This window comes from Alcaligenes phenolicus (assembly GCF_032063905.1).
GTDB classification, from domain to species: Bacteria; Pseudomonadota; Gammaproteobacteria; order Burkholderiales; family Burkholderiaceae_B; genus Alcaligenes; species Alcaligenes phenolicus.
The window spans coordinates 664,130-690,544 of sequence record NZ_DAMBOE010000002.1; the positions used below are offsets into that span (position 1 = coordinate 664,130).

Annotated in this window: 24 protein-coding genes; 12 read left to right on the forward strand and 12 right to left on the reverse strand. The window is 56.4% G+C overall.

Features of this window, described 5'->3' with window-relative positions; translation table 11 throughout:
* Nucleotides 1–351 precede the first annotated feature (351 nt).
* From U2949_RS06445 to apaG, 7 genes are all read right to left on the reverse strand, one after another.
* The gene (locus U2949_RS06445) at nucleotides 352–1,929 is read right to left on the reverse strand and encodes an alpha/beta hydrolase-fold protein (protein WP_321286740.1); all 1,578 of its coding nucleotides are present in this window, start codon (nucleotides 1,927–1,929) and stop codon (nucleotides 352–354) included.
* 109 nt (nucleotides 1,930–2,038) lie between these two features.
* Nucleotides 2,039–3,571 (reverse strand): methyl-accepting chemotaxis protein, encoded by a 1,533-nt coding sequence (locus U2949_RS06450; protein ID WP_266140715.1) that lies wholly within the window; start codon nucleotides 3,569–3,571, stop codon nucleotides 2,039–2,041.
* A gap of 179 nt (nucleotides 3,572–3,750) precedes the next feature.
* The gene (locus U2949_RS06455; RefSeq protein WP_257724152.1) at nucleotides 3,751–5,367 is read right to left on the reverse strand and encodes an EAL domain-containing protein; all 1,617 of its coding nucleotides are present in this window, start codon (nucleotides 5,365–5,367) and stop codon (nucleotides 3,751–3,753) included.
* A gap of 311 nt (nucleotides 5,368–5,678) precedes the next feature.
* Nucleotides 5,679–6,410 (reverse strand): DsbC family protein, encoded by a 732-nt coding sequence (locus U2949_RS06460; protein WP_009458548.1) that lies wholly within the window; start codon nucleotides 6,408–6,410, stop codon nucleotides 5,679–5,681.
* 39 nt (nucleotides 6,411–6,449) lie between these two features.
* Entirely contained in the window at nucleotides 6,450–7,643 is a 1,194-nt protein-coding gene (locus U2949_RS06465) for an FAD-dependent monooxygenase (RefSeq protein ID WP_321286745.1), read from the reverse strand.
* A complete protein-coding gene (mltA, locus tag U2949_RS06470) occupies nucleotides 7,640–8,935 on the reverse strand; it encodes a murein transglycosylase A (protein ID WP_321286747.1) in 1,296 nt (431 codons plus the stop codon). Before mltA ends, U2949_RS06465 begins: the two co-directional genes overlap by 4 nt.
* Nucleotides 8,936–8,950: 15 nt before the next feature.
* Nucleotides 8,951–9,325: a Co2+/Mg2+ efflux protein ApaG gene (gene apaG / locus U2949_RS06475; protein WP_021447080.1), complete on the reverse strand. Its 375-nt coding sequence runs from the start codon at nucleotides 9,323–9,325 to the stop codon at nucleotides 8,951–8,953.
* Nucleotides 9,326–9,442: 117 nt separating this feature from the next.
* Here apaG and rpe point away from each other — a divergent pair, with 117 nt between their 5' ends.
* Nucleotides 9,443–10,138: a ribulose-phosphate 3-epimerase gene (gene rpe, locus U2949_RS06480; RefSeq protein ID WP_035274965.1), complete on the forward strand. Its 696-nt coding sequence runs from the start codon at nucleotides 9,443–9,445 to the stop codon at nucleotides 10,136–10,138.
* Between the two features lie 26 nt (nucleotides 10,139–10,164).
* Here the strand turns inward: rpe and U2949_RS06485 are convergent, their stop codons facing one another.
* Nucleotides 10,165–11,967, reverse strand: a complete 1,803-nt coding sequence (locus U2949_RS06485; RefSeq protein ID WP_021447081.1) for a GGDEF domain-containing protein — start codon at nucleotides 11,965–11,967, stop codon at nucleotides 10,165–10,167.
* Between the two features lie 211 nt (nucleotides 11,968–12,178).
* Between U2949_RS06485 and U2949_RS06490 the strand changes: the two genes are divergently transcribed.
* The 9 genes from U2949_RS06490 to U2949_RS06530 all read left to right on the forward strand — a co-directional run bounded on the left by U2949_RS06490 (nucleotide 12,179) and on the right by U2949_RS06530 (nucleotide 20,911).
* Nucleotides 12,179–12,859: a phosphoglycolate phosphatase gene (locus U2949_RS06490; RefSeq protein ID WP_257724156.1), complete on the forward strand. Its 681-nt coding sequence runs from the start codon at nucleotides 12,179–12,181 to the stop codon at nucleotides 12,857–12,859.
* A 215-nt stretch (nucleotides 12,860–13,074) separates the two neighbouring features.
* A complete protein-coding gene (gene trpE, locus U2949_RS06495; RefSeq protein WP_321286752.1) occupies nucleotides 13,075–14,595 on the forward strand; it encodes an anthranilate synthase component I in 1,521 nt (506 codons plus the stop codon).
* A 38-nt stretch (nucleotides 14,596–14,633) separates the two neighbouring features.
* Nucleotides 14,634–15,197 carry an anthranilate synthase component II gene (locus U2949_RS06500; protein WP_321286754.1) on the forward strand — a complete coding sequence of 188 codons (564 nt, stop codon included), beginning with the start codon at nucleotides 14,634–14,636 and terminating at the stop codon, nucleotides 15,195–15,197.
* A gap of 3 nt (nucleotides 15,198–15,200) precedes the next feature.
* Entirely contained in the window at nucleotides 15,201–16,235 is a 1,035-nt protein-coding gene (gene trpD, locus U2949_RS06505; RefSeq protein WP_009458524.1) for an anthranilate phosphoribosyltransferase, read from the forward strand.
* Nucleotides 16,232–17,032, forward strand: coding sequence for an indole-3-glycerol phosphate synthase TrpC (gene trpC / locus U2949_RS06510; protein WP_009458523.1), 801 nt, complete (start codon nucleotides 16,232–16,234; stop codon nucleotides 17,030–17,032). Before trpD ends, trpC begins: the two co-directional genes overlap by 4 nt.
* Nucleotides 17,029–17,487 carry an HIT family protein gene (locus U2949_RS06515; protein ID WP_257724157.1) on the forward strand — a complete coding sequence of 153 codons (459 nt, stop codon included), beginning with the start codon at nucleotides 17,029–17,031 and terminating at the stop codon, nucleotides 17,485–17,487. The genes trpC and U2949_RS06515 overlap by 4 nt, the downstream gene beginning before the upstream one ends.
* A gap of 463 nt (nucleotides 17,488–17,950) precedes the next feature.
* Nucleotides 17,951–19,789, forward strand: coding sequence for a ribonucleoside triphosphate reductase (locus U2949_RS06520; protein ID WP_321286761.1), 1,839 nt, complete (start codon nucleotides 17,951–17,953; stop codon nucleotides 19,787–19,789).
* 171 nt (nucleotides 19,790–19,960) lie between these two features.
* Complete coding sequence (nrdD, locus tag U2949_RS06525) at nucleotides 19,961–20,143, forward strand: anaerobic ribonucleoside-triphosphate reductase (protein WP_009458520.1); 183 nt, start codon at nucleotides 19,961–19,963, stop codon at nucleotides 20,141–20,143.
* 18 nt (nucleotides 20,144–20,161) lie between these two features.
* A complete protein-coding gene (locus U2949_RS06530; RefSeq protein WP_321286763.1) occupies nucleotides 20,162–20,911 on the forward strand; it encodes an anaerobic ribonucleoside-triphosphate reductase activating protein in 750 nt (249 codons plus the stop codon).
* Between the two features lie 5 nt (nucleotides 20,912–20,916).
* Here U2949_RS06530 and ubiT read toward each other — a convergent pair whose 3' ends face one another.
* Genes ubiT through ubiU form a run of 3 tightly spaced genes read right to left on the reverse strand, consistent with a single transcriptional unit; the run spans nucleotide 20,917 to nucleotide 23,346 of the window.
* Nucleotides 20,917–21,414 carry a ubiquinone anaerobic biosynthesis accessory factor UbiT gene (ubiT, locus tag U2949_RS06535; RefSeq protein ID WP_266140716.1) on the reverse strand — a complete coding sequence of 166 codons (498 nt, stop codon included), beginning with the start codon at nucleotides 21,412–21,414 and terminating at the stop codon, nucleotides 20,917–20,919.
* 15 nt (nucleotides 21,415–21,429) lie between these two features.
* Nucleotides 21,430–22,332, reverse strand: coding sequence for a ubiquinone anaerobic biosynthesis protein UbiV (gene ubiV / locus U2949_RS06540; protein WP_321286766.1), 903 nt, complete (start codon nucleotides 22,330–22,332; stop codon nucleotides 21,430–21,432).
* A gap of 18 nt (nucleotides 22,333–22,350) precedes the next feature.
* Entirely contained in the window at nucleotides 22,351–23,346 is a 996-nt protein-coding gene (ubiU, locus tag U2949_RS06545; RefSeq protein WP_009458516.1) for a ubiquinone anaerobic biosynthesis protein UbiU, read from the reverse strand.
* Between the two features lie 248 nt (nucleotides 23,347–23,594).
* Between ubiU and U2949_RS06550 the strand changes: the two genes are divergently transcribed.
* Together U2949_RS06550 and U2949_RS06555 are read left to right on the forward strand one after the other, a co-directional pair.
* On the forward strand, nucleotides 23,595–23,816 hold the full coding sequence (locus U2949_RS06550) for a DUF2249 domain-containing protein (protein WP_035268878.1): 222 nt from the start codon (nucleotides 23,595–23,597) through the stop codon (nucleotides 23,814–23,816).
* A gap of 4 nt (nucleotides 23,817–23,820) precedes the next feature.
* Entirely contained in the window at nucleotides 23,821–25,188 is a 1,368-nt protein-coding gene (locus U2949_RS06555; RefSeq protein ID WP_026483998.1) for a hypothetical protein, read from the forward strand.
* On the opposite strand, the gene U2949_RS06560 is transcribed toward U2949_RS06555, so the two are convergent.
* A complete protein-coding gene (locus U2949_RS06560) occupies nucleotides 25,127–25,897 on the reverse strand; it encodes a Crp/Fnr family transcriptional regulator (RefSeq protein WP_321286768.1) in 771 nt (256 codons plus the stop codon). The two genes, U2949_RS06555 and U2949_RS06560, sit on opposite strands and share 62 nt — an antisense overlap.
* Nucleotides 25,898–26,415: the final 518 nt, after the last annotated feature.

The window sequence follows — 26,415 nt, forward strand, 5'->3', positions numbered from 1 at the left end:
TCAGCATCAGCTTAGACCTGCTCAATGCAGGTAGCCTCCTATCAGCTACCTCTTAATTCCGTCGAGTCTGTGAACTAGATCGAGCAGCTCCAGCGTGCCAACCGCCCCCGCCAACAACCGTTGAAAGCAGGCCCACTCAAGAGCACTGCCACCATGCTGTTCGGGTCGGGGCAGGCTCCGGCGGGGCGGATCAGAGTGCTTGCCGCGGGCATGAGATTGCGTAGGGATGCAAGGGGCCTGCTGTTTGAGCCGGGCGTTTGTACTTGGTCCGGGGGACCAAGTACCCGGCGAGTTCAGGCCCCGCCGGAGCCTGCCCCGACCCGAACAGCCCCCCGGCCCAGCCTCCTGAGCCTACTTTTTACTCTCGACCGGAGCCTCAACCTGCTCAATCCCGAACAAATGCTCCAAACCCAAGGCCAAAGCATCCCGCCACGCCACAAAATCATGCGCCGTCGCACTTTCCACGTAACGCACGTCATACCCCCGCGCCCGCAGCACATCATCCAGATGACGATTCGCCTGCACCAGGCTGACATCCCGGCTGGAACCTGAAGACTCAAACACCCCTGCGCTCATATAAATCTTCACTGGCACAGCTTCTGAGTCCGCCATCTGCCGCGTCAGCCACTGCCCACGAGCATCACCCGTCGGAGCCCACCAGAACGACCCAGACATGCTCAGAACATTGCCAAACCACTGCGGCAAACGCCAGGCGGCATTCATGGCTGCCAAACCGCCATAGCTGGAGCCGCCAATCGCCGTCTTGTCCGCTGTCGACTGTACCCCTTGGGCCTTGAGCCAAGGCATCAATTCCTTATCCAGAAACTTGATATAAGCCTCATTAGGCGGCAACTCACGAGCCCGTTCCGCCATGCCCGGATTGTCCACCAGAACCAGCCACATAGGCTCCACACGCCCCTGCGCAATCAAGGTATCCAGCATGGCCGGCGCGCGCGCCAAATCCCGATAGTCGCGACCATCGAACAAAATCAAGGTGTGATCAATTTCCTGAGCCCGAGTGCCCGCAGGCTGATAAATCTGCACCTGCCGCTCCACACCCAAAGCCTCGCTGGGCAAGCGCTCCGTACGCCATTGCCCCTGCCCCAACTGCTGCGGCTCCAGGCTCACCACCTCGGCAGGTGCCTGCGTCAAACGCAAGACAGACTCACCATCAAACAGATCCTTGCTGTTTTCCGGCAAAGCCTTGGCGTTATGAGGATCGCGCTGCAACGCCGCCCGCAGCACCTCGCGCGCCAGGTTCTGGCCCACATAAGGCACATCCGGCGCCATACGATAGGCAAAGCGAGCATCACGCGGCAAATCGTAGGTGATGTACCAGATATCCGACTCACCCAAACGATGCATGCGATCGGTATACGAGAAAGGCCCGCCATGCAGACGCACCTCGTTCTGAGCACCGCGCCAGACAAACGTGACGCGATCATGCGTAGTGCTGTAGCGCTCCACCAAAGGCGAACCTACACGCTGCACATAATCCCAGAAACCGCGAGATGGCTCGCCCGCGCGCAAGCGCATGCTCCACTGACGGATCACATCGCCTTGCAAAGGCTCGGCCTGAGCCGGCGCTTGGGGAGCCGTAACCGATTCAACCTGCCACTGATACTCGCCCTGCCCCTGCACACGCAAACGATATTCGCCCGCCGTGCTGGCAATAAAGCCAAAAGGGCCACCCCGTTCCGGTGCATCTGCCCAATGACGAATCGCCTTGCCATCCGGGCCGAACAATTCCAGCGCCACATCACCACTGTGCTGCCAACTGCCTTGCACCAGCTCATTTTGCTGCAAGCTCAGTATTCGTTCATGATGTTCGTGCGCCTGAACCTCACCTTGAGCCGAAGGCAGCGTAGCCGCCCAAGCCGACCCAACCATTCCCACCATCAATACAGCAACAACAGGTGCGCGCAACATACATCCTCCTAAATGCCGGTTTGCCGCAGGACAAGCCCAGTACCAAGAAGCAGTATACGATCAAAAATAATCAGCGCACCCCTTGGCTGGCGCGAGGCGGCGCCATTCATCACTCTAGACGGAAAGCCTGAATCAAACGATCCAGCTCTTGCACCTGCTCCTGCAACTCGCTGGAGGTGTGCGCCACCTGGTTCACCATCTCCGCGTTTTGCTGAGTGGCCGAATCCAGCTGCCCCACCGCCACGTTGATTTGCTCGATACCAATGGTTTGCTCGCGAGTAGAAGCCGCAATCTCGTGCACAATCGTCATCACTTGCGAGCTGCCGGTGACCATCTCATCAATGACCCCACCGACCTGCCCCATCAACTGCACGCCTTCGCGGGTGCTATTGGAGGACGCTTCCACCAATTGAGCAATCTCCTGGGCTGACGCCGTCGTGCGCTGCGCCAGAGCACGTACCTCACCGGCCACCACCGCAAAGCCTCGACCTTGCTCACCGGCTCGCGCCGCTTCCACAGCCGCGTTCAAGGCCAGAATATTGGTCTGGAAGGCAATCGAGTTAATCACCGTGGTGATGTCCGCCACCTTGCCACTGGTATCGCGAATCGCACCCATGCGGTCCACCAGTTCACTGACCATCTGACCACCATGCTGGGCAGTTTTCTGCACCTGGCTGGAGACTTCCTCGGCGCGCATGGCGTTTTCTTCGCTCATGCGCACGGTGCCCGTCATCTCTTCCATGGCCGATGCTGTTTCCTGCAAGGCCGCGGCCTGCTGAGTCGTGCGACTGGACAGCTCCAGATTGCCCACAGACAGTTGCGAGGTATCGTCCGCAATCACACCGCTGCTATGTTGCAGCGTGCGCATGACCTCGTTCAGCTTCAGGCGCATCTGCTCGATGGAGGCCATCACGCTATTGTCCGGAATCGAACGTAGGGAATGAGCAACCCGCAAATCCCCATCAGCAATCGCTTGAGCAGCATCATGCAGAACCTTAGGTTCAGCCCCCAGCTCGGCAAAGATCTGGCGCGCCAAAAACACCGTAACCGCTGATACCAGCAGCACGATCAGAACGAACACGACTGACGAGCTGAGCAGATTGCTCAGGAAGCGCGCCTGAATATTGTCGATATATACGCCCGAGGTCAGTACCCAATCCCACTGCGTCACCCCTTTGCCAAAGGCCAGTTTGGGGGCGTTGCTCTTGTCGCTAAGTTTGGGCCAGTGATACTCCAGAAAACCTTCGCCGCCATTGCGGCCGATGCGGCTCATCTCGGCAAACGGGTGTACTCCGTTGCTGTCGACCACGGCACTGACGTTCTGGCCGTCCAGCTCCGGTCGGCTGGGGTTCATGATGGACACCACATCGGTAGATAACACCGACACATAACCTTCCTGTCCAAAGCGGATACTACCGATGCGTTGCAGCGCCTGCATTTGCGCCTCTTCCTTGCTGAGAACGCCTTTGCTGACCAGTTGCTGATAGTCCTGCGTAATGTTTGCTGCAATATTGACGATGTGCTGCAAACTACTTTTTCGCTCCTCCATCTGTGCCTGATAAAGCTGATAGTTCACAAACGCAAAAACCGCCACCAACGCCATCAAGCACAAGATCAATGGCAACCACAACTTCTGTTTCAAGCCCAAACGCATCATATTCCCCGAGCAACGCTGAAAAGACAGGTCCCAGGTACGCAAAAACCGACCGTGTCACCACGGTCGGCCTGCATGGAGGCCCCATCGAACAAGCTGGGTAACGGCCTCGGGCTTGAAATACTTAATTAAAGTTACATATCGAGATAATTGGATGCTAAGGCGGCTTACAAAACACTACCGCTCAAGCGTCGGGAAGCTTCGTGGCCTTGGCCAAAAGAGGGTTCGCTGCTGGCCAGAGTCAGCAAGAAGCCATCTTCAGACATCAATTCCGAGGTCAGACGCCCCTGGTAATGACCCAGCTCCAGATTCAAGGCAAGATCGCGCTGTTCCAGGTTATCGACGCCTTTGATAACCAGCTCAAAGCCCTGCTCGCTCAGTAAATGGCACGCGGTTTCCAGCAACGCCTTAAATGTCGGTTCACGGCAGGCGCGCTGAATAACCTCGGCTTCCAGTTTGACGCCGCTGATTGGCCAGCCACGCAAACGGTTGAGCTTGTTGTTCTCAATATCGGGGCTGGTCAGCCAGACCTGAATGTCCTGTTCTTTCAGAAACTGCAAAGCCTGGATCAGTTCTGGCGTTTCTTCCAATTCCTCGTCGCTGAACAAGTCCAGTTCCACACAGCAGGCCTGCAGCTCGAACTGACGCAACATGCTGGGCATGCGCTTATAGATGGGCAGCAGCATATCAATGGGCAACTTCAGGCCAATATGGCTGGCACGCAGCGAATACTCCTGCCACCAGCGACGCACGTCAGCCATCAGGGTGCGCAGCATCCATTCGCACAAAGCCTGACGGTGAATTGCGTCAGGCATATGGCGCAGCACCAGATCGGATGACAGACGCAAGCCTGTGGGCGAGGTCCAGAACACTTGGGCGTCCACACCACTGTATTGGCCCGTGCTGGTCGCCACGCGCAACTGATAAGAGAAAGACAGCACTTCGCTGGCCTGTGGATCAAGCACATCCAGGGTTTCCAGTGCACGCAAGAGTTCCAGCTGCGTGGGCTGGGACGCTTCCTGCTCGTCGCGCGGGGCGTAAAACTCCATGATTTCAGTATCTTGCGGCTCTTGCTGGGCGATCAACTTGCCCGTAAAGGTGTAGCCCCAGCCGTGCACCGACTTGATCGGCAAGGCCACCCCTGCCTGACTGGCCTTGCGGCGCAAACGGCTGATCAGGGAATCCACTGCACGGCTGTCACTGGCAGCCAGGCCTTTGTCGCGCATCAGGTCTTCACGGCTGAAACGGGCATCCGCATGGCGGATAAATGCGTCCATCAATTGACGTTCGCTATGCGTCAGTTCCAGTCCCACCCCATTGGGAGCCACCAGAGTCCAGCCCTTATCGCGCAAGATCCATTCCTGCTGGCCGCTCTGATCCTGAGCCTCTTCCATCGCCTGGGCGGCACCCACGGCGGCATATACATTACGGCGGCGCACGGCATGGCACCAGGCCATCAGCTCGGGAACTTGCACATCCATGGCCAGACATGCATCAGCGCCCGTCAGCAGCAACTGCACACGAGCACTGGCAGACAGGCCGGACTGAACGGCCACAATACCCAGCGAGCCAAAGTCATTGCGCAACTTGGCCACCATCAAAGGCACGTAGCCCGTCTCAACAGGAAACAGCAACAGATCAGCCTGGCTCAGACGCGCCTCGGCTACCTTCTCCAGGGATCTGACAACGCTTGTCTTGGTACCGAAAACCCGCAGTTGCTCCAGCCAGTAGTGCAAGCCTTCGCCTTCTTCCAAAACAATCAACACGCAGTGTGCATGTTCCATAAGCGCCTACTATTTAATTATTGTCAGTCCCACGACGGTCCCGGCGAGGGTCGACAATACTATTTTTATCAATAGTTAGAATTATCACTTCTAGAATACGGAGCACAAAGTAAAGAATGGTCAAATGTGGCGTTTGAAATTTTTTGTCTTCAAAATAACGTCCGCCTTACTGCCTGAACCATCTCGGGATTATTTTCCAATCGCTGTTCTTTTAAAATCATGCCCCACAAATAATTATAGTTTCCATAACGATGGGACATAAAAAACCCGCTCGAAAGCGGGTTGTTCTAGCTCAAGACCAGGCAGAATACTTACTGGGCGGCAGCGTCCAGGCGAGACTGCAACTGGGCAGCAGGCAGCCAGCCATCAGCGCGGCTACCATCGGCAAAGTAAATGGCCGGGGTACCTTGAACGCGCAGTTTTTGTCCCACTGCCAGTAACTGATCCAATGGATGCTCACACGAGGCTTTCTCGGGTCGCACTCCGCCCCCCATCCAATCACTCAAGGTTTTAGCGGGGTTTTGGGCACACCAGATGTCCTCGGCTTTGCGGCGGCTGTCCGGTCCCAGGATGGGAAACATCAGGCTATAAACCGTAACATTGTCGATCTCCTGCAAAGTTGTATGCAGACGTTTGCAATAGCCGCAATTGGGATCTTCAAAAACCACCATTTGACGGCTACCGTCGCCTTTTACCAGCTTGATGGCCTTATCCAGCGGCAAGTCATTCAGCGACACGCGATTGAGTTCCTGCATGCGCTGCTCAGTCAGATCAACACGAGTTTTGCTATCCAGCAAAGAACCCTGCATCACAAAGCTGGCCTGCGGGTCGGTATAGAGCAAGGTGCCGCCCACTTCCACTTCCAGCAAATTGGGAAATGGTGTGGCGCGAATACCATCGACCGTCACGCCGGGGAAAGCGGCTTCAAAGGCCTGGCGGGTAGTCTCGAAACGTGTGTCTACTTTGGCGGGGCTGGCGGCCTGAGCCAGGCTGCACAGCGACAAAAGCGCCAGAGCCAATACAGAACGAAGGTGCAACATCATGACTTACTTCCTTTGCTAATCGACAAGACCCTAGCGGCCTTAGAACAAGAGCGCGCCGGGGCTGACGCCGGCAGCATGCGCAATCAGGCGGCGCTTCACCCAAGGCAAGCGGTCCACCACTTGCATGCCGGCATTACGCAGCATGGAAGCCGGTGCTCCTGGTGCCGCAAACAGACGGTACAAGCCATCGGTGGCTGCCCGCATGGCTGCAATCGGTTCAGCGCGAGCGCGCTTGTAGCGATTGAGCACACGCATATCACCGACCGAATAATGCGGGCCGCGCTCGGACAAGACCTTGATCAGGGCTTCGATATCGCCCAGACCCAGATTCAAACCTTGACCAGCCACAGGATGGACGCGATGCGCCGCATCGCCCACCAAGGCCACACCGGGCGACACCAGGCCACTGCGTTCAAAGGTCAAGGGGAAGCCGTGTACCGGGCTACGCAAGCTTAACTGCCCCAAACGGCCGTTGGATAAAGAAAACAAGCTGTTTTGCAGATACTGCGCCTGCCCCTCTGAGGGCATGGCCAGCACCTTGTCGGCCTGCGCTTGCGGCACGGACCAGACCATGGAGACTTGCGGTTTGCCATCCACATCCGGCATAGGCAACAGGGCCAGAATCGAATCGCCGGTAAACCACTGCAAGGCGACTTGCTGGTGCGGTCGCTCTACGTTGAAGTGGGCCACCAAACCGGCGTCCCCATACTCACGACCATGGTGCTCAATGCCGGCCGCAGACCGCAGGCCGGAACGGGCACCATCTGCCCCCACAAACAAATCAGCGCTGATGCGCTTCTGTCCGGCGGTGATGATGGTATTGCCTTCCAGACGCTCGAAACGGTCTTCAATCCAGGGCACACCGAACACTTGCAAGGCCTGATACAGCGCCTGCTCCATCTGTCCGGACTCAACGATCCAGGCCAGATAATCCTGCGCGTCCTGCCAAGCATGCAAATTCAGGCAACCGCCGCCATCACCATGTACTTCCATGGCCTGCACTGGCGAAATGCGCTGGGCCGACATCAGGTTCCAGGCCCCCAACTGCGCCAGAAAACGCTGGCTGGCGACCGAGACGGCGTAGACACGGGGGTGATACTGCCCCGCCGCCAGTTCCATAGGCTTGTAAGCGGGGGACAGGATGCTGACATCAAACCCGGCCTTGCGTAAACCCAGGGCGCTGGCCATGCCGGTCAAGGCCCCGCCACACACCACAATTCGTTCTTTGCTCATCGTGCGCTCGGTGCTCCTGCCTGACGTGGCCACAACAGCCACATTTGACCTTGCTGCTTCATGCGCCCTGCCTGCGCACCTGCCTGATCGCCCGTGCCCCAGTACAAGTCGGTACGTGCGGCACCTTTAATCGCCGCGCCCGTGTCCTGAGCAAAAACCAGTCGCTGCAAAGGTTGGTTAGAAGCAGGCTGCGAGGTAGCCAAGTACACAGGCGTACCCAAAGGCACGTAAGTGGGGTCAATAGCCACGGAACGCAGACCAATCAAGGGAATGCCATAGGCACCTTTAGGGCCCAGCTCCGGATCCACAATGGCCTCTTCGCGGAAGAACACCATAGCGGTATTTACATTCATCATTTCCTGAACGCGATGCGGGTTGCGCTTGGCCCAGGCCTTGATGTTTTGCATGGAAGTCTGCGCCAAAGGCATCTCGCCCTGCTTGGCCAGCCATTGACCTACCGAGGCATAAGGGCGACCGTTATGGTCGGCATAGGCCAGACGCACGGCGCTGCCATCGGGCAAGACCGCACGACCCGAGCCTTGGATCTGCAGAAAAAAGCCTTCTACCGGATCTTCCGCATACACGATCACGGGTGGCTGGCGCTCCTGCTTGGACACGATCTGCTCGCGTGTGTCGTAAGGCACAATGCGTTTGCCCACTTGCTTGCCGCGAATACGCTTGCCAGCCAGCTCGGGATACAAGCCGCCCAGATCAATCGTCAGCAAATCATCCGGCGCAGCGAAAAGTGGCCATTGATAGCTGGAGCTACGGGTACGCGAGGCCTTGAGCAAAGGCTCGTAATAGCCCGTGACCGTATTCTGAGCCACCTTGCCGTCGCCGGTCAGCAAACGCCAGGGCTGCAACTGTTGCTGCAGAAAATCACGTACCGCAGCCGTATCTTTGGTGTCAGCGTTCAGACCGGCAGAAGCCGCAGCCTGACAAACAGGCTGCCAGGCACGGGGATTGGCACGTGCGGGCATGGCCAGCGAACCGCTGACAGGGCGCATCAGGCCCTTGCAGTTATTGATGAAACCTTTCCAGACATGGTCCAGCGAATCAGCCTGCCAGCCCGGCAAGGCGGACCAGTTCACGGCTTGATAACGCCCTGCCAACGCACGCGCCGGGGTTTCCGGCAGTGCCGACAAGGACGGCACGCGCAACGGTTGCAGAGCGATATCAGGACCGCCTTCTGCTGTACCCGGAGCCGTTGACGAAGAACCCTGATCCCCAGGAATGGTGGAACAGGCACTTAATGCCAGCAGTACGGCTGGCACGCAATAAATTATCTTCATGGCTGGGTTTGGCCCTTAGTGCAAGGTACGGGGAGAGGAAAGGATGAACTCCTGAATGGCGACCTCAAAGGGCACACCATTTTCACCAACACATTGATAGCTGCCGCGCATGGTGCCAAACGGCGTGTTCAGGGGGCAACCGCTGGTGTACTCAAAGGTCTCACCTGGAGCCAGCACCGGCTGTTGTCCTACAACGCCCAGGCCACGCACTTCCTGAACCTGCTGATTGTCGTCCGTAATGATCCAGTGACGACTGATAATCTGGGCCGTCTGCTGTCCATTGTTGGTAATCCGTACGGTATAGGCAAAAACATATTGATTGCTATCGGGCTCGGATTGCTCAGGCAGGTACTGGGGCGTGATCTGCACCTCAATATCGTCAGGCTTCATGATGGATTCCAGGTTACGGCTGTACAAATATGGGGCGCTGCACAGCCCCCCGCTTGAAACTATAATGATGACATATGGCCACGATTTTCGTGATGTCTAATCTTTACGGCACCTATTATGTCCCAAGCCAGCTCCACACGTATCGCTCCCAGTATTTTATCGGCCGACTTCGCCCGCCTGGGTGAAGAAGTCCGCAATGTTATCGCCGCCGGTGCCGACTGGGTTCACTGCGACATCATGGACAACCACTTTGTACCGAACCTGACTTTCGGCCCCATGGTCTGTGCTGCGCTGCGCCCCCACACCACTGCCCCCATCGACGTACACCTGATGGTGGAGCCCGTGGACGCGCTGATCCCCGAATTTGCCAAAGCCGGTGCCGATTACATCAGCTTTCACCCCGAAGCCTCGCGCCACGTGGATCGCACCCTGTCGCTGATCCGTGACCACGGCTGTAAGGCCGGCCTGGTATTCAACCCGGCCACCCCGCTGAACTGGATGGATCACCTGATGGACAAGCTGGATCTGGTCCTGCTGATGTCCGTTAACCCCGGCTTTGGCGGCCAGGCCTTTATCCCCAGCGCCATGGACAAGCTGCGCCAGGCCCGCGCCCGCATTGATGCGTGGACTGCAGAGGGTGGTCAGCCCATCCTTCTGCAAATCGACGGTGGCGTGAAGGTGGACAATATTGGCGCCATCCGTGCAGCCGGTGCTGACACCTTTGTGGCCGGTTCGGCTATTTTTGGTCAGCCCGACTACGCTCAGGTCATCCGCGACATGCGCGCGCAAATCGCTCTGGCAGAGCAAGTCTAAATCCTGCGTCCGGCCTGCTGTTTCCGCTACTGCAACGTCGTATTGCGGCTATAACTGCTCTGCCGAACCGCACTGTCGGGGCGGCGGCGCTCCACAAACAAGGCATTGCCCTGCACACGCTTGGCCTGTGCCTTGGCAGAACTGGCCAGCTCCGCAATTAAAGAGCCCGAATACAATTCGGGCTCATCGACTGTGACCACACCTAAAGACAGGCTCACTAGCGGGTGAAACACCAGCACGCCTTGACGGTTTTCAGCCAGATAGCCGCCTGCTTGCCGATGCTCCACTCTATACAAGGACTCCAGCTCTTTTTCCAGCTCGTCCAGAATGCTTTGGCAGCGCTCGGCCCAGTCTGGACTGGTAAACACCAAAATAAAATCGTCGCCCCCCACATGGCCCACAAAGTCCATGCGAGCCACCGCGTAACGGGTGAAGAGCTCGGCCATGGAGCGTAGCAGCTCATCGCCTTTGCGATAGCCGTACAAATCGTTATAGGGTTTGAAGTGGTCCAGATCCGCATAGCACACAGCGAAGTTCTGCCGATTGCGCAGCAAACCATCAATATGCTCATTAATCGGCACATTACCCGGCAATTGCGTCAGTGGATTGGCATAACGCGCCGTCATGATCTGAATCTGCGTAATTTCACGCATCAGCTCCACACTGGAGCCCAGGCCCAGATACTCACCCGCCCCGGTAATGATGAAACCATCACTCAAGGCATCCCCCGCTCCCTGCGTCATCAAGGTGCCCAACTCCAGCAAGCTGGTATCGCAGTCAACAATCAGCGGTGGGGTTTCAATAAACAGGGAGCATGGCTTGTTGCCATACAGCTCGCGGTGATAAGGGCGGGCAAGCTGATCATAAAGCTGACTACGACGCAAAATACCCGTCGGTCTGTCCCCTCGCACCAGAGCCACGGCACTAAGATCCGGGTGGCTTTGAAACAGCTCATACACACGATTCGTGGGTGTATTATCAGGCACCGCAGGCGCGGCACGCAGTAAACGCCGCACGCTCATGGAGTCACGGCCTTGCACTTGACGCTGAGTGCGCACAGTGGATGGTCCAAACAGCGCCGCTTGAGCGGGCTCCAACTGCGGCGGGGGGTTAGGTTGAGGGCGGCACAGCAAATAGCCCTGACCACAGGCCACACCCAAATACCGCAAGGTGCGTAGTTCCGCGCCGGTTTCAATCCCTTCTGCAATCACGACAGATTGCGCATGGCTGGCAATATCGCAAATAGAGCGTACCAATTGCTGCTTGAGCACATCGGTATCAATATCGCGCACAAAGTATTTGTCGATCTTGACGTATTCGGGCCGCAATTCGGACCACAAACGCAGCGAGGCATAGCCTTCACCCAGATCATCAATGGCAAACTGCAGGCCTTCTTTTCGATAAAGTTCAATAGCCTGATTCAGATAGTCGTAGCTGTCAGTACGCTCGGATTCGGTCAATTCGACCACCACCCGGCTCCAGTCAATGCCATCCAGCTGTGGCATACCGGTACGCGGTTCGATGCGGGCCGAAGGCAACATGCGCATCACCACATCCGGGCTGGAGTTCAGAAACAGTTTGCCCGCCAAACCCTGCTGCTTGAAACTGCTGACCAAGGTATGGCAACACAGCTCTTCCAGATCCCATAAGCGGCCACACTGCCGGGCGGCGTCAAACAAGGCCAAGGGCGAATAAAAACTGCTGTCCTTTGGCCCTCGAATCAAACCCTCGTAACCCAGAATCAAGCCGGACTGCAAATCCACAATGGGCTGAAAGACCGGCGTAACTTGTTTTTCTACGAGAATCTGATGAAATGTATCGAGCATCATACTTCCGCTCCTAGGGCCTTTCTGAACGGACTATCGAAAGCCAGTCTTGTACCAAAATACGGTTTGCTCACTAAATTGATAAGCCCGCGTGCAGTAAGGAGCTTTAACATGATGAATCAAACGAAATGAAAACCCGATGTTCCGAAAACTTTTTTCTGCTCGACCTTAACAGGAATTTGACAATATTTTGTCACAAGTCCGCTACAAAAAGATGAATATTTTCTCTGTGCTGTTTGATTTGGATGGAACCCTGCTCGATACCATTCCCGATCTGGCCTCGGCATGTAATGCCATGCGTATCGACCTGGGTTTACCCCCGCTCCCAGAGGAGCGCATCGCCACTTTCGTGGGCAAAGGCTCGGAAAACCTGGTGCGACGCGCTCTGACCGATCTACCTGAACCTCCTGCCGACTACACCCCGGCATTGGAATCATTTTATTACCATTACCAATTATGTAATGGCCAACACAGCCGCCTGTATCCGGGTGTACTAGAAGGATTGGATGATTTTAAAAGCCAGGGATTGCGCCTGGCTGTGGTCACCAACAAGCCCGAACAATTTGCCCGCCCCTTACTGGAACAAACGGGTTTGAGCCCGTACTTCGAACTGGTGGTGGGCGGTGATACCTGCCCGCGCAAAAAGCCCGACCCCATGCCTTTTGTCTACGCCTGCGAGCAAATGAAACTGGCTCCCGAACAGGCTTTGGTCATTGGGGATTCCATGAATGACGCCCAGGCAGCGCGTGCGGCGAACATCCCCGTACTGTTGGTTCCTTACGGCTATAACGAAGGCAAGGATGTGCAAAGCCTGGATTCCGATGGTATAGTTGCCTCTATTGCCGACGCGGCCACCTGGCTGCGCAATAAACGCAACACCATATCTACGTCATAAAATTCATGTCTACTCGCACTTACGCAACCACAATCTACGGCGCTTATTGGCGCTGGTGGCGTTCGTGTATCGGGTAGATATAACCTTGAAGTCTGGCGTCCCTGCAAAGTAGTACACAGCGGACCGCCTCCAGGAAAATAAGCCCGGTAATCACAACGACCGGGCTTTTTTTGTTTCTGTCCGGCTCGTCGTACCCACTGACCCTCGAGATCCCAATGACAGAAATAGAATTCAATGCCCTAGCAGCAGAAGGCTTCAACCGCATTCCCCTGATTGCGGAAACCTATGCCGACCTGGATACGCCCCTGTCGATTTATCTGAAACTGGCGCACAACGGCCCCGAAGGTGGACGTTACAGCTGCCTGATGGAATCGGTTGTGGGCGGCGAGCAGTTCGGTCGCTACTCCTTTATTGGCCTGCCTGCCCGTACCGTGATCCGCAGCTATGGCCGCCACACCCAAGTGCTGCACGATGGCAAGATTGTCGAAACAGCCGAAGGCGATCCGCTGGAATTCATCGAACAGTTCCAGGCGCGTTTCAAAGTCGCCCTGCGCCCTGGCATGCCCCGCTTTGCAGGTGGCTTGGCCGGTTACTTTGGCTACGACACGGTGCGCCACATCGAACCATCCCTGGGCATGAACCGCAAACCCTTCCCTTCCGACCAGGAAGAAGGCGTACCAGACATCATGCTGCTGCAAGTAGACGAGCTGGTGATTGTGGATAATCTGGCAGGCCGCACTTACCTGCTGGTCTACGCCGATCCTGCCCAGCCCGAAGCCTACGTACTGGCCAAGCGCCGTCTGAAAGATCTGCGCGAAAAACTGCGCTCGCCCGTGGTGATCCCTTACGCCTACGCCAGCATGCAAACCGAATGCGAACGTGACTTCGACAAAGAGGATTACCTGAAGGCCGTGGCCCGCGCCAAGGACTACATTGCAGCCGGTGATCTGATGCAAGTGCAGATCGGCCAGGTCATCACCAAGCCTTTCCGCGACTCGCCCCTGTCCCTGTACCGTGCCCTGCGTTCGCTGAACCCATCGCCTTACATGTACTTCTGGAACTTCGACGACTTCCAGGTCGTAGGTGCATCGCCAGAAATTCTGGTGCGTCAGGAAGAACACCGTCAGGATGGCCGCAACATGGAGCGCGTCACCATCCGCCCACTGGCCGGCACTCGCAAACGCGGTGCCACACCTGAAGCCGATGCCGCACTGGCCGCCGAGCTGAAGTCCGACCCTAAAGAGCGCGCCGAACACCTGATGCTGATCGACCTGGCCCGCAACGATATTGGCCGTATCGCCAAAACCGGCTCGGTACAAGTCACGGACACCATGGCGATCGAGCGCTACTCGCATGTTCAGCACCTGGTCTCCAATGTCTGCGGTGAACTGCAAGACGGCATGAGCCAGATGGACGTGCTGCGCGCCTCCTTCCCTGCGGGCACCCTGACCGGTGCCCCCAAGGTACGCGCCATGGAAGTCATTGATGAACTGGAGCCGGTACGCCGTGGCGTTTACGGTGGTGCTGCTGGCTACCTGAGCTACTCGGGCGAAATGGATCTGGCTATTGCCATTCGCACCGGCGTCATCAAGGACGGCATGCTCTATGTGCAGGCCGCCGCCGGTGTCGTGGCCGACTCCGATCCCGAAAAAGAATGGCAAGAGACCGAAGCCAAGGCACGCGCCGTGATCCGCGCTGCCGAACAAGTGCAATTCGGTCTGGACGAGCCTATTTAATCGCCCCACTGCCATCCTTTTTTTGCCGGAGTATTCCCATGCTGTTCATGCTCGATAACTATGACTCGTTTACCTATAACCTGGTCCAGTACTTTGGAGAACTGGGTCAGGAAGTAATAGTACGACGCAACGATCAAGTCACACTTGAAGAAATTGAAGCCTTGAATCCCAGCCATCTTTGCGTCTCGCCCGGCCCCAAGTCCCCTGCGGATGCAGGCCTGTCGGTTGCACTGATCCAGCACTTTGCCGGCAAGCTACCGATTCTGGGCGTCTGCCTGGGTCATCAGGCAATCGGGCATGCCTTTGGTGCGCGCATTATCCGTGCGCAGCAAATCATGCATGGGAAAGTCTCCCCTATTACTCACCAGGGCACGGACGTATTCAGCAACTTGCCCTCGCCCTTTAACGTCACCCGCTATCACTCCCTGGCTATCGAGCGCGACAGCCTGCCCGACTGCCTGGAAGTAACCGCGCAAACCGAAGACGGCGAGATCATGGGTGTCCGTCACCGCGAATTACCTATTTATGGCGTGCAGTTTCACCCCGAGTCGGTGCTAAGCGAGCATGGCCACGCCTTACTGAAGAACTTTCTGGACCTTTAAATCATGAACACCATCACTCCTACCGAAGCACTGGTGCGCTGTATCGAACACCGGGAAATCTTCCACGACGAAATGCTGCATTTGATGCGCATGCTGATGCGCGGCGAAATGTCGCCTCAGATCGCGGCTGCCTTGCTGATGGGCTTGCGCGTGAAAAAAGAAAGCGTGGGTGAAATTTCTGCCGCCGCCCAGGTGATGCGCGAATTTGCCACCCCCGTCATTACGCCTAACCCGGACGAACTGCTGGATATGTGCGGTACAGGTGGCGACGGCTCCAATACCTTCAATATCTCCACCGCTTCCATGTTTGTGGCCGCCTCCGTAGGGGTGAAAGTAGCCAAGCACGGCAACCGCAGTGCGTCTTCCTCGTCCGGCAGTGCAGACGTGCTGGAAGCCCTGGGCGTGAACCTGACCTTCTCGCCCGAGCAAGTGGCCGACAGCATTGCCGAAACCAATATCGGCTTCATGTTCGCCCCCGCTCACCACGGAGCCATGAAAAACGTGGCTGCCGTCCGCAAAGAGCTGGGCGTGCGCACGATTTTCAACATTCTGGGCCCGCTGACCAATCCTGCCGGTGCGACCAACCAGCTGATGGGCGTCTTTCACCCCGACCTGGTCGGTATTCAGGTCCGCGTGATGCAACGCCTGGGCGCCAAGCATGTGCTGATCGTGCACGGCAAGGACGGCATGGATGAAGCCTCTCTGGGTGCGGCCACCCTGGTGGGCGAACTGAAAGACGGTCAGGTGCGGGAATACGAAATTCACCCCGAAGACTTTGGCATGGCCATGACCTCCAACCGCAGCATTCGCGTCTCCAGCAAGGAGGAATCTGCCGTGATGATTATGGAAGCCCTCAATAACCAAGAGGGTACGGCTCGTGATATCGTGGGCCTCAATGCTGGTTTGGCCATCTATGCCGCCAACCACGCCGACTCCATTGAACAAGGCCTGCGCATGGCTTTTGAAGCCATTGCCAACGGTGCCGCCCGCGAAAAACTCGAACAATTCCGCGCTTATACAAGGAAGTTAAATCCATGAACGACATTCTGGCCAAGATCCTCGACACCAAAAGAGCTGAAGTCGTCACCGCCCGCCAACTGCGCAGCGAATCCGATCTGCTGCGCGAAGCGAAGAACCGGAACGACCTGCGCGGCTTTGCCAGCGCCATTGAAGACAAGATTGCTCAAGGCAAGCCTGCCATTATTGCGGAAGTCAAAAAGGCCTCCCCGTCCAAGGGTGTGATCCGTGCCGACTTCAACCCGACTGAGATTGCCTCCAGCTACGCCGCCCACGGCGCTGCCTGCCTGTCGGTCCTGACCGATATCCAGTATTTCCAGGGTTCCTACGACCACCTGCGCCAGGCCCGTGCCGTATGCGCACTGCCCGTGCTGCGCAAAGATTTCATTATTGACCCCTATCAGATCATCCATGCCCGAGCCATGGGTGCCGACTGCATCTTGCTGATCGTCGCCGCGCTGGAGAAGGATCAGCTGATGGAATACGAAGAAATGGCCCACGAACTGGGCATGGACGTACTGGTTGAAGTACATGACCGCGCCGAGCTGGATATTGCCTTGCAAATGAAGACCAGCCTGCTGGGCATCAATAACCGCAATCTGCGCACCTTTGAAACCAGCACCCAGAACACGCTGGACCTGCTGCCCTTCATCCCCAGCGAAAAACGCGTTGTCACCGAAAGCGGTATTCACACCATTGAAGATGTGGCCCTGATGCGCGAGAACCAGGTGCAAGCCTTCCTGGTCGGTGAAGCCTTCATGCGTGAACCTGATCCAGGCGTTGCCTTGCAGAACCTGTTCTTCGGTCAGCCTGCATGAGCACCCACGCTTGCCCCCTGTGTGCCTTGAAACCCGATCAATTGCTCTGGTCGGGCGCAAGGCTGCAGGTACTGGCCGTCACGGACAGCCCGTTTCCCGGCTATACACGGGTAATCTGGCAAGACCATGTGGCTGAAATGACAGACCTTTCTGAAGAACAGCGGCAGCACATCATGGCAGCCGTATATGTGGTTGAGCAGACTCAGCGCGAGCAACTGGGAGTTGCCAAGATCAATCTGGCCCAATTCGGGAATCAGGTTCCGCATTTGCATTGGCACATCATCCCTCGCTGGAAGGACGACCCGTTCTTTCCGGATTCTGCCTGGTCGCCCGCCCCCACACGCACCGAAGAGCAGAAACAAAGCTGGGCTTCCCACGAGGAACGCCTGCTTGAACAAGTCAGCGAGTATCAGCAGGCACTGTGTACTGCGCTAAGAGAACGATTCAAGCACTGAACCCGCTATTCAAGTTCTGCTATTCAAGAAATACCTGCTGGCCTGTAAAAAGTCAGCGGGTATTTTTTTGCCTCCCGGAAAAGAGACGGCGCACTGTAACAGACAAGTACACCGCTTATCCGTGGAGCCAGCCACTGTGCGACTCCACCGGCAGGAGCCAAGCTGCTGTTGCGCTACTTGCACGCAACCCACATAAACTGCTTGCTTGCTCGCATAGCATGGCCATAGCCAACCCTTTACACCTGGCAGCACCACCACCTCGACTTCACAAATCTCCACCTACGAGCGATCAGGGTAAGGAGTGCCCAACGACTTCTTTCCGACAAAACCCTTGACCCAGTCACTTCGAGCACAAAATTAACCTAGATCAAGCCTGGACGACAATCGCCTAGCCCCTTCAAAAACCACCATATATAGTGTCGTGAATCCTAAAAATCACTATATATAGGTTTTTGTGAAAAATATGGCTACCCAGGAAACTGCATCGCGTCCAGCTGCTCAGCTGGACATCATCCGCTCCATTACTGAATATCTGGACCGCCAGGACTGGCGCGTGCAAGCCAATGCCAACCAGGGCTATTCGCTGGGCGGTCTGATTCTGAACAGCTCGGGCAAGATGATTGCCAACTACTGGCTCAGCCACGTTTACCCCGAAGCAATCGGCCAGGCACACCGTCAGGCCGACCTGCACATCCACGATCTGGACATGCTCTCTGGCTACTGCGCCGGCTGGTCCTTGCGCACTTTCCTGAACGAAGGGCTCAATGGCGTACCCGGAAAAATCGAATCCGGCCCACCCCATCATCTAAGCAGTGCTGTCGGTCAGGTCGTCAATTTCCTGGGCACCCTGCAGAACGAATGGGCCGGTGCCCAAGCCTTCAGCTCCTTTGATACCTATATGGCGCCCTTCATCCGCAAGGACAGCCTGAGCTACAAACAGGTGCGCCAATGCATGCAGGAGCTGATCTACAACCTGAACGTACCCTCACGCTGGGGGACGCAGACGCCCTTTACCAATCTGACCTTTGACTGGGTATGCCCCGAAGACCTGCGCGAACAAGTTCCGCACATCGGTGGCGAAGAAATGCCGTTTTGCTACGGGGGTCTGCAAGTCGAAATGGATATGATCAACCAGGCCTATATCGAAGTCATGAGCGAGGGTGATGCCCGTGGCCGTGCCTTCACCTTTCCGATCCCCACCTACAACATCACCCGGGATTTTGACTGGCACAGCCCGAATGCCGAGCGCCTGTTTGCCATGACGGCCAAATATGGCCTGCCCTACTTCCAGAACTTCATTAACTCCGAGCTGGAACCCAATATGATCCGCTCCATGTGCTGCCGCCTGCAGCTGGATCTGCGCGAACTGCTCAAACGCGGTAATGGCTTGTTTGGCTCTGCCGAGCAAACCGGCTCCCTGGGAGTGGTCACCCTGAACTGCGCCCGCCTGGGTTATCTGTATCAAGGCGATGAAGCTGGTCTGTTTGCCCGTTTGGATAAGCTGCTGGAAATGGGTCGTGACAGCCTGGAAATCAAGCGCACGGTGATCCAGCAACATATGGACCAAGGGCTGTTTCCCTACACACGCCGCTATCTGGGCACCTTGCGCAATCACTTCTCCACACTGGGAGTTAACGGCATTAACGAGATGATCCGCAACTTTACCCAGGACAAGCAGAATCTTTGCACACCATGGGGACACCGCTTTGCCTTGCGTTTGCTGGATCACATTCGGGAGCGCATGGTGGAGTTTCAGGAAAGTACCGGCCACCTGTACAACCTGGAAGCCACCCCTGCCGAGGGCACCACTTACCGCTTCGCCAAAGAAGATCGCGCCCGCTGGCCCGACATTCTGCAAGCAGGGACCGAGCAAATGCCCTACTACACCAATTCCTCACAGCTGCCGGTGGGCTTTACCGAAGATCCTTTCGAAGCGCTGGAACGACAAGACGAGCTGCAAGGCAAATATACCGGCGGCACCGTGCTGCACCTGTACATGACCGAGGCCCTGTCCAGCACCGACGCCTGCCGCAATCTGGTGCAACGAGCCTTGAACCGTTTTTCCTTGCCTTACATCACCGTCACACCCACATTTTCTATCTGCCCCAAGCACGGCTATCTATCTGGAAAACATGAGTTTTGCCCGCATTGCGACAGCGAATTGCTGGCCAACAAGATAACTCAAGCTCGGGCCGAGGCTGACGTTCAAAACGAAGTTATCGCGGACACATCAACGCCGTCGTCGACACCGACACCGACACCGACACCGACACCGACACCGACACCGACACCAGCCCATTAAAGCCGGTCTCATCAAGCCAATCTTTTTACCAAGACAGGCTAAACCCAACTCACTTGGCTCAACTTAAGTTCGGCTTTTTTCCTCAACGTTTATCTAAAACCAGCCTCTTGGCACCCACCTTGGCTAGTCACATCCGCTTAGCGTGACGGCCCTTTTTCCAGGGAGTTATCCATGAACACCGACACCATCACTCTTCAAGATTCCGAGCGCCAGCCTTGCGAAATCTGGACACGTGTCATGGGCTATCACCGCCCCATGTCGTCTTTCAATATTGGCAAGCAAGGTGAGTTTCATGAGCGACGCTACTTCACCGAAGCCAGCGCCTGCGCAAGCAATGCCGTCCCCACCCTATAAACAGCCCGGTCAAATTCCATGACTTACGCCACGCGCCATCTTTACCCGGCCACGCCTGCCCCAAAAGTGGCATTGAAAGTGGGTGGCTGCGCCCCTTTCTCGGCTACGGATTACCCGGGCCAATTAGCCGCTGTCATCTTTGTGCAAGGCTGCCCCTGGCGCTGTGGCTACTGCCACAACCCCCACCTGCAAGAGCGCACACCAAACAGTGCTATTGATTGGAACGCCTTGCTGGACTTTCTGAATCGCCGCGTCGGCCTGCTCGATGCCGTCGTCTTTAGCGGCGGCGAGCCCACACTGGACCCGGCCCTGGGCTCCGCCATACGCGCGGTGCGCAGGCTGGGTTTCAAAATCGGTTTACACACGGCAGGCACACATCCGGCCAGACTGCTGGAAATCCTGCCTTGGGTGGACTGGATAGGCCTGGACATCAAGGCAGAGTTCAGTCACTACGACGCCATTACTCAACGCAGCAATAGTGCCGCTGCGCCCTTACGCAGTTTGCAGGTGCTGCTGAACGAAGACGTTCTGTTTGAGTGCCGCAGCACTATTCATCCCCAGCTGCACAGTCCCGCCTCGGTACAAGCTTTGGGACTACACCTGCATGAGCTGGGCGTCCAGCGCTATGCCGTGCAGATTTTCCGCACCCAAGGCTGTGATGATGATTTCCTGAATGAAACTGGGCAGGCTTTGCAGGCCTACCCAGGAGCGGAAGTTTTGGAAAACCTCCAGAAGCTGTTTCCGCACTTTGAAGTGCGGCGCTGTTAATTGTCTCAGGAAGAAGCGGGGGTGCGGATCGGGCGGCGCAGCACATCCTGTAAAGCCGCTTTACCCTGTTTAAGCACTGCACGCGGATGCAGAATATCGGGGTCCAAAGCATCCAGTGTGTTCTTCACCATCAGGCCTAACTCCGTATCACCCTCAATCGACAAACGCCGATTAAAGAACAGAGTATCCGGGTCTTCCTGCCGCTGCAAAAGCTGATAAAAAGCCCAAAGATCCGCTTTCAGAGTCAAATCCGGACTTTGTGCGCGTGCCGACAGAGGGTAAAAAGCCCCTTGGCGCCACGTATAGTCAAACGCTAAACCGGCATCTGCCACCTGTATACGTAAAGCTCGACCTTCCAATCGTTCCGCAATGTCTGCCGGCAAGTGCGGACGCATCAGCACGTTCAAGCCCGTACAAAACAAGCGGGAGCCGGGCCACGGAGGCAAACGGCTTAAAACACCCGCCACAACAGCGGGTAAACGGGGAGTCGTTATTTCATTCACTTTTGCATCCCTCCCTTAAAAACGCTCTGACATTGGCGCTACCCATTCCAGACCGGGGCGACCATGCCAGAAACCGTTGCAGGCCTTAGCGGGCAGTAAAGGCAGCATATCCTCGTGGGCATCCCTTGCCTGAATACGCCCCTGAATCACGTCGTTAAACAAATGCACGACCGCATCCATATGCTGAGATTGCGGACTCAAACGCAGCATATTCACACCCAAATCGCGCAAATCCTGTACCTGCTCCAGCAAGGTATATACCCAGGCAGATTGAGTCTGGATACCGTTGATCGTCAGAAAACCCTGCCCTTCACGGGTTTCCAGTAACAGCCCGTCTGGATAGTCCATGCACACGTACTGGCAATTGTCCTTGGGCAGATTGCGGTTACGCGCCGCAAAGCAACGGGCCGAGAAAGCCAGGGGCAAACGCCCGAAGGCAAAGACCTCGGTTTCCAAACCGGCAGGTCTGTCTTGCTGCAACTGCGCCAATCCTGCACGGCCCATTTCCAGAGGCATCACCCAGCGCACCGCGCCTTGAGAAGCAATCAAATCCAGCACTGGCCCGTTATAAACATTCAAAAAAGGGCCGGCGACAAAGTCCCGACCCTGCATCAAACGTACTGCTCCCATATCATTGGCTTCGACCAGATAATCAGCCTGTTCGGTGACCTTGCGTAGCGTATTCACGTCCCGCCCGGACTCCAGCAAGACCTGACTAGACAAAACCGGCACCTTGCCAGCCTGGGCCAGCATCTGGGCAATATCCAGCCAATCATCCAGTCGTAGCTCGTGACGACGCGAACATACGGTCTCGCCCAGATACACCACATCGACCGGCCAGTCGCAGGTCGACTCATAAAACTGCATCGTGGCAACGCGGGACCAGTAGTACTGCAAGGGGCCTAAAGATAATTTCATGATTGAGCCTCCCATGCTCTACTTCCAGGGCCGAGAATAGGCACCCAGCGTATGTTGCTGCCCTTCGGCCAATTTGTTCAAAGCCCCCATCCAGGCCGGATGGACTGAATAACGGGCTGGCGTGGATTTGGCCGAATCAATGGCTTGCCGCCAAACCTGGGTAACTTGAGCGACATAAGCCGGGCTGCGCTGTCGGCCTTCAATCTTGATTGCGCTGACGCCCGCCGCCAACAGTTGTGGCAACAAGGACAAGGTGTTCAGGCTGGTGGGCTCTTCCAGTGCGTAATAGTTTTCGCCCGCCACATCAAAACGCCCTTTGCACAAAGTGGGGTAAGCCGCGTTTTCACCATCCTGATAGCGGTCGATCAACACACCATTCAGACGCGATTCCAGGCCCTGATCAGTCTGCTCCCAGCGCACATGCCCGGCGGGGGAACAGACTCCATGTGTATTGGGGGACTCACCAGTGGCATAAGAGGACAAGGCACAGCGGCCCTCCACCATTACGCACAAGCTGCCAAAGCCAAAAACCTCAACCTGAACAGGGACCTGCTCACAGACCTGCTCCACTTGGGTCATGGACAGGACACGCGGCAAAACCACGCGCTGAATACCGAAGTTCTGGTGGTAATACTTGATGGCTTCCGGATTGGTGGCTGAACCCTGCACCGACAAGTGCAAGCGCAGATTGGGATGTGCCTGACTGGCATAGGCCATCAAACCTGGGTCTGCCATGATGACCGCATCGACCTGAGCCTGGGCAGCTCGATCCACCGCGTCGCGCCACTGTTGCCAGGCATTGGGTTGCGGGTAGGTATTGAGCGCCAGCAAAACTTTGCGGCCACGCTGGTGTGCGTAATCAATCCCTTGTGCAATCGCCTGTGCATCAAAATTAAGCCCGGCAAAGTTCCGGGCATTGGTGGCATCCCGGAACCCCAGATAGACACTATCGGCTCCGTTATCAATGGCTGCTTTCAAAGCAGGCAAGCTGCCCGCTGGGCAAACCAGTTCCATCTGCGGGTTATCGGACGCGGCTAAAGCCGTGGACGCTGTATTCATGACACTCCCCGATCAGCAATCTGGCCAGGGTGGATCCTGGCTCGACAAGACCACCACTATGCCTGCTCTGAAATTAAGGGGCCTTAACGCATATCAAATTCTTCCCACCTCCTGACCCGTGGCAAACAAGTCCCACTTTGCCTGCGCCATAGGCGGCCAGAATGGTCCACAATGCCTTCCAAGCCTTTCGTGCTGGAGTCTTGATGACACAAACTGAGATCACGCTGGATACTCGCGGCCTGCCCGCACCCGAGCCTTTGGAGCATTGTCTGGAAGCACTGGCTGAACTGGCTCCTACCCAGGCCTTGCTCATGTGGCTGGATCGAGAGCCCTTCCCCTTGTATGAAATCCTGCGACGCAGCGGCTTCAAGTATCACGGCACCCACCAAGAAAACGGCTTCAAGCTCATCATCCGCAGGAACTAAGTCTATGCAACGCGCTTTATCGCTGGATCAGTCACCCTCTTTGTCACTGACCTTGCCCCTGTTTGCGAATGTCCCTTTTTTTGGACTGCTGGCTGCCATGCTGGCGCTCTATAGCGGACCGGAATTATTCAACTCCCGCTGGCACCCCGCCACCTTGGCCATAACCCATGCCTGGACCTTGGGGATCGTGGGCAGTGCCATGTTTGCCTCTCTGGCACATATTCTGGCCGTGGCCTGCAATGTGCGTATTCAGGTGTCACGCGGTCAGGCGCTCGCTTTTTGGAGCTTGCTCAGCGCTGGCACACTATTTCTGATGACGGGCTTTCTTAGCTGGCAAAACTGGGCTTACACGCTGGCAGGCGCTTGTCTTGCCTTTGCTTTGGGGGCTTATCTACTGACTGTGATGCTGGCCTTGTGGCGCTCTCGGCGCGACGTCTTTCGCGGCGCCAAAGAAATCGTTGCCCCTATCCGACTGGCTTTGCTGGGACTGTTGCTGACTGTCTCAACGGGGCTTGCCATGCTGGTCGCCCTGGCAAGCGAGCAAGCCGTCGCCAATTTGCTGAATCTGCACATGACGATGGGCTTGGCAGCTTGGGCGGGCTTGCTGCTGATTGCCATGTCTTTCCAACTGCTGCCTATTTTTCAAATCACCGAACTCTACCCAGCGCCTCTAGTACGTTGGCTACCTTGGGTCGTAGGAGCCTTGTTGATTGCACAGTGGGCCCTGGCCTCCTTACCTGGCTCCTGGCTGCCTGTGCGTGATCTGGTCACCTACCTGATCTTTTTAAGCTACGGCTTATGGGCGGTGATTACCTGGGCGCGCCTCTGGAAACGCAAACGTCCGGCAGCAGGAGCCAGCACTTTATTCTGGTACAGCTCCTTAAGCAGCCTGTTGATTGCTGTTCTGTTGAACTTCTGGACCCACAATCCCGCCGCCTCCAATGCAGAGCTGGCGATTGGTGTCTTGCTCATTATGGGAGCTTTGGGCTCCGTCGTCTGTGGAATGCTCTATACCATCGTGCCTTTTCTACTTTGGCGAGAGGCCCAGGAGCATGTCAGCATGGATACGGACAATACCGAGCACACGCGTGCCCTCTTGCGCCTTATCCCCAAGACCGCAAACTACATCCCCGCATCCACCGCCCGCGCGCATTGGGCTTTGCATAGCCTGAGCCTGATACTCTGGACAGGAGCAAGCTTGGGCGTCGAATCTTTCGCGTGGTTGGCAGCACCTGCCTTGCTGCTGTCCTTTGCGATCCTGTCATGGAATCTATGGGCAGCCTGGCTGCGTTATCGCCATAGCCTGCGCGCTATCCGCGCATATCAGGCAGAGCACCATATTGCCGCAAAGCCGCGCTGTCCAGAATCGTAAAATTACGTCGCTGAACCCGAATCAGATCCCGGTCCATCAAATCACGCAAGGTACGAGATAAATGCTCCGGGGTCAGATTCAAGCGGGAAGCAATGACGGACTTACCGACATCGATCCTGAAGGGGACACCCTCTTCGCCCGGCCACTCCTGCAAAAGGTAGTTCACCAGACGTTGCACACCATTTTGCAGCGTATAGGCCTCCAACTCGCCCATCAAGCGATAAAGCCGCTCACTCAAACCCGCCAGCATCAGGCGGGCAACATCACTGCCCTTCTCCAGCTGTTCCATCAAGGTGTCTCTGTTGATATGCAAGAGCAGAGAATCCACCAAAGTCTGGGCCGTCACAATGTAATTACGGCCCATGAACATCAGCGCCTCACCAAACCCCTCTCCCGGTCCCACCAGGCGAACGACGCGCTCGGAACCCGTGGACGAGACAAATACCAGCTTCACCCGACCATAGACCAACATGTGAAAGCCCAAACAAGGGTCGCCACTGTGAAATAAAGTCGTCCCACGCAAAGCATGTACTTCCTGAGTGCCTTTAGCGATGGGCTCCAGCTGTTCCGGTGGCAGCTCCTTGAATATAGGCAGATGAGCCAGCTGGGCCTGTATCCGCTTCCAGCGTCCGGGCCCTTCACCCTGCACTAGCCTGGTGTCTGACAATTCTTCATTGCTTGCCTGCGAGGCCATGTCTTGAGCCGCCATATCTTTCCCGTAAGCCAAATAGAACCATAGCTAGACTGACATACTCCGTTCCCTCTTGTTCAGATTAGCTCGGTGCCTGATTGATACACGTCAAACAGATAAATCGAGGCTTTAAAGAGAGAGTAACAAGGTAGTCAGAACTGGCTAGTTCATCATGACTTAGGAACAGATCCAAGCAAGAAGCGGTCAAATTTGACCATGTTAGAGGTAGGGAATATCGAGAGGGGATGCTGATTGGAAACAGCCGCATTTCAAAATCGACTTGAATTCTGAATGGATGCGATAGGCCTTCGCAGAACTAGTAACGACGATACTAAAAAGAAAACTGAGAGCCCGGAACGGGCCAGGAGGGGGGGCGGTGCGCCTGAACCGGGCGGTCCAGGGGCAGGCCTTCGAGCAATCCGAGACAGACCGGTCGCCCGCGCTTTTGTCGCCACATAAAACAAAACCCCCGCAAGGGTTACTTGCGGGGGTTTTGAGGAATAAGAGCTTGACGATGACCTACTTTCACAGACGTC

Excerpts from the sequence above, each read along its gene's own strand:
- U2949_RS06465 (WP_321286745.1), bottom strand. The coding sequence starts at position 7,643 with ATGAGCAAAGAACGAATTGTGGTGTGTGGCGGGGCCTTGACCGGCATG.
- apaG (WP_021447080.1), bottom strand. The coding sequence starts at position 9,325 with ATGAAGCCTGACGATATTGAGGTGCAGATCACGCCCCAGTACCTGCCT.
- U2949_RS06445 (WP_321286740.1), bottom strand. The coding sequence starts at position 1,929 with ATGTTGCGCGCACCTGTTGTTGCTGTATTGATGGTGGGAATGGTTGGG.
- U2949_RS06520 (WP_321286761.1), top strand. The coding sequence starts at position 17,951 with ATGGCTACCCAGGAAACTGCATCGCGTCCAGCTGCTCAGCTGGACATC.
- U2949_RS06560 (WP_321286768.1), bottom strand. The coding sequence starts at position 25,897 with ATGGCGGCTCAAGACATGGCCTCGCAGGCAAGCAATGAAGAATTGTCA.
- trpD (WP_009458524.1), top strand. The coding sequence starts at position 15,201 with ATGAACACCATCACTCCTACCGAAGCACTGGTGCGCTGTATCGAACAC.
- rpe (WP_035274965.1), top strand. The coding sequence starts at position 9,443 with ATGTCCCAAGCCAGCTCCACACGTATCGCTCCCAGTATTTTATCGGCC.
- U2949_RS06515 (WP_257724157.1), top strand. The coding sequence starts at position 17,029 with ATGAGCACCCACGCTTGCCCCCTGTGTGCCTTGAAACCCGATCAATTG.
- U2949_RS06460 (WP_009458548.1), bottom strand. The coding sequence starts at position 6,410 with ATGATGTTGCACCTTCGTTCTGTATTGGCTCTGGCGCTTTTGTCGCTG.
- nrdD (WP_009458520.1), top strand. The coding sequence starts at position 19,961 with ATGAACACCGACACCATCACTCTTCAAGATTCCGAGCGCCAGCCTTGC.
- U2949_RS06455 (WP_257724152.1), bottom strand. The coding sequence starts at position 5,367 with ATGGAACATGCACACTGCGTGTTGATTGTTTTGGAAGAAGGCGAAGGC.
- ubiV (WP_321286766.1), bottom strand. The coding sequence starts at position 22,332 with ATGAAATTATCTTTAGGCCCCTTGCAGTACTACTGGTCCCGCGTTGCC.
- ubiU (WP_009458516.1), bottom strand. The coding sequence starts at position 23,346 with ATGGAACTGGTTTGCCCAGCGGGCAGCTTGCCTGCTTTGAAAGCAGCC.
- trpC (WP_009458523.1), top strand. The coding sequence starts at position 16,232 with ATGAACGACATTCTGGCCAAGATCCTCGACACCAAAAGAGCTGAAGTC.
- U2949_RS06530 (WP_321286763.1), top strand. The coding sequence starts at position 20,162 with ATGACTTACGCCACGCGCCATCTTTACCCGGCCACGCCTGCCCCAAAA.
- U2949_RS06490 (WP_257724156.1), top strand. The coding sequence starts at position 12,179 with ATGAATATTTTCTCTGTGCTGTTTGATTTGGATGGAACCCTGCTCGAT.
- trpE (WP_321286752.1), top strand. The coding sequence starts at position 13,075 with ATGACAGAAATAGAATTCAATGCCCTAGCAGCAGAAGGCTTCAACCGC.
- U2949_RS06485 (WP_021447081.1), bottom strand. The coding sequence starts at position 11,967 with ATGATGCTCGATACATTTCATCAGATTCTCGTAGAAAAACAAGTTACG.
- mltA (WP_321286747.1), bottom strand. The coding sequence starts at position 8,935 with ATGAAGATAATTTATTGCGTGCCAGCCGTACTGCTGGCATTAAGTGCC.
- U2949_RS06555 (WP_026483998.1), top strand. The coding sequence starts at position 23,821 with ATGCAACGCGCTTTATCGCTGGATCAGTCACCCTCTTTGTCACTGACC.
- U2949_RS06500 (WP_321286754.1), top strand. The coding sequence starts at position 14,634 with ATGCTGTTCATGCTCGATAACTATGACTCGTTTACCTATAACCTGGTC.
- U2949_RS06550 (WP_035268878.1), top strand. The coding sequence starts at position 23,595 with ATGACACAAACTGAGATCACGCTGGATACTCGCGGCCTGCCCGCACCC.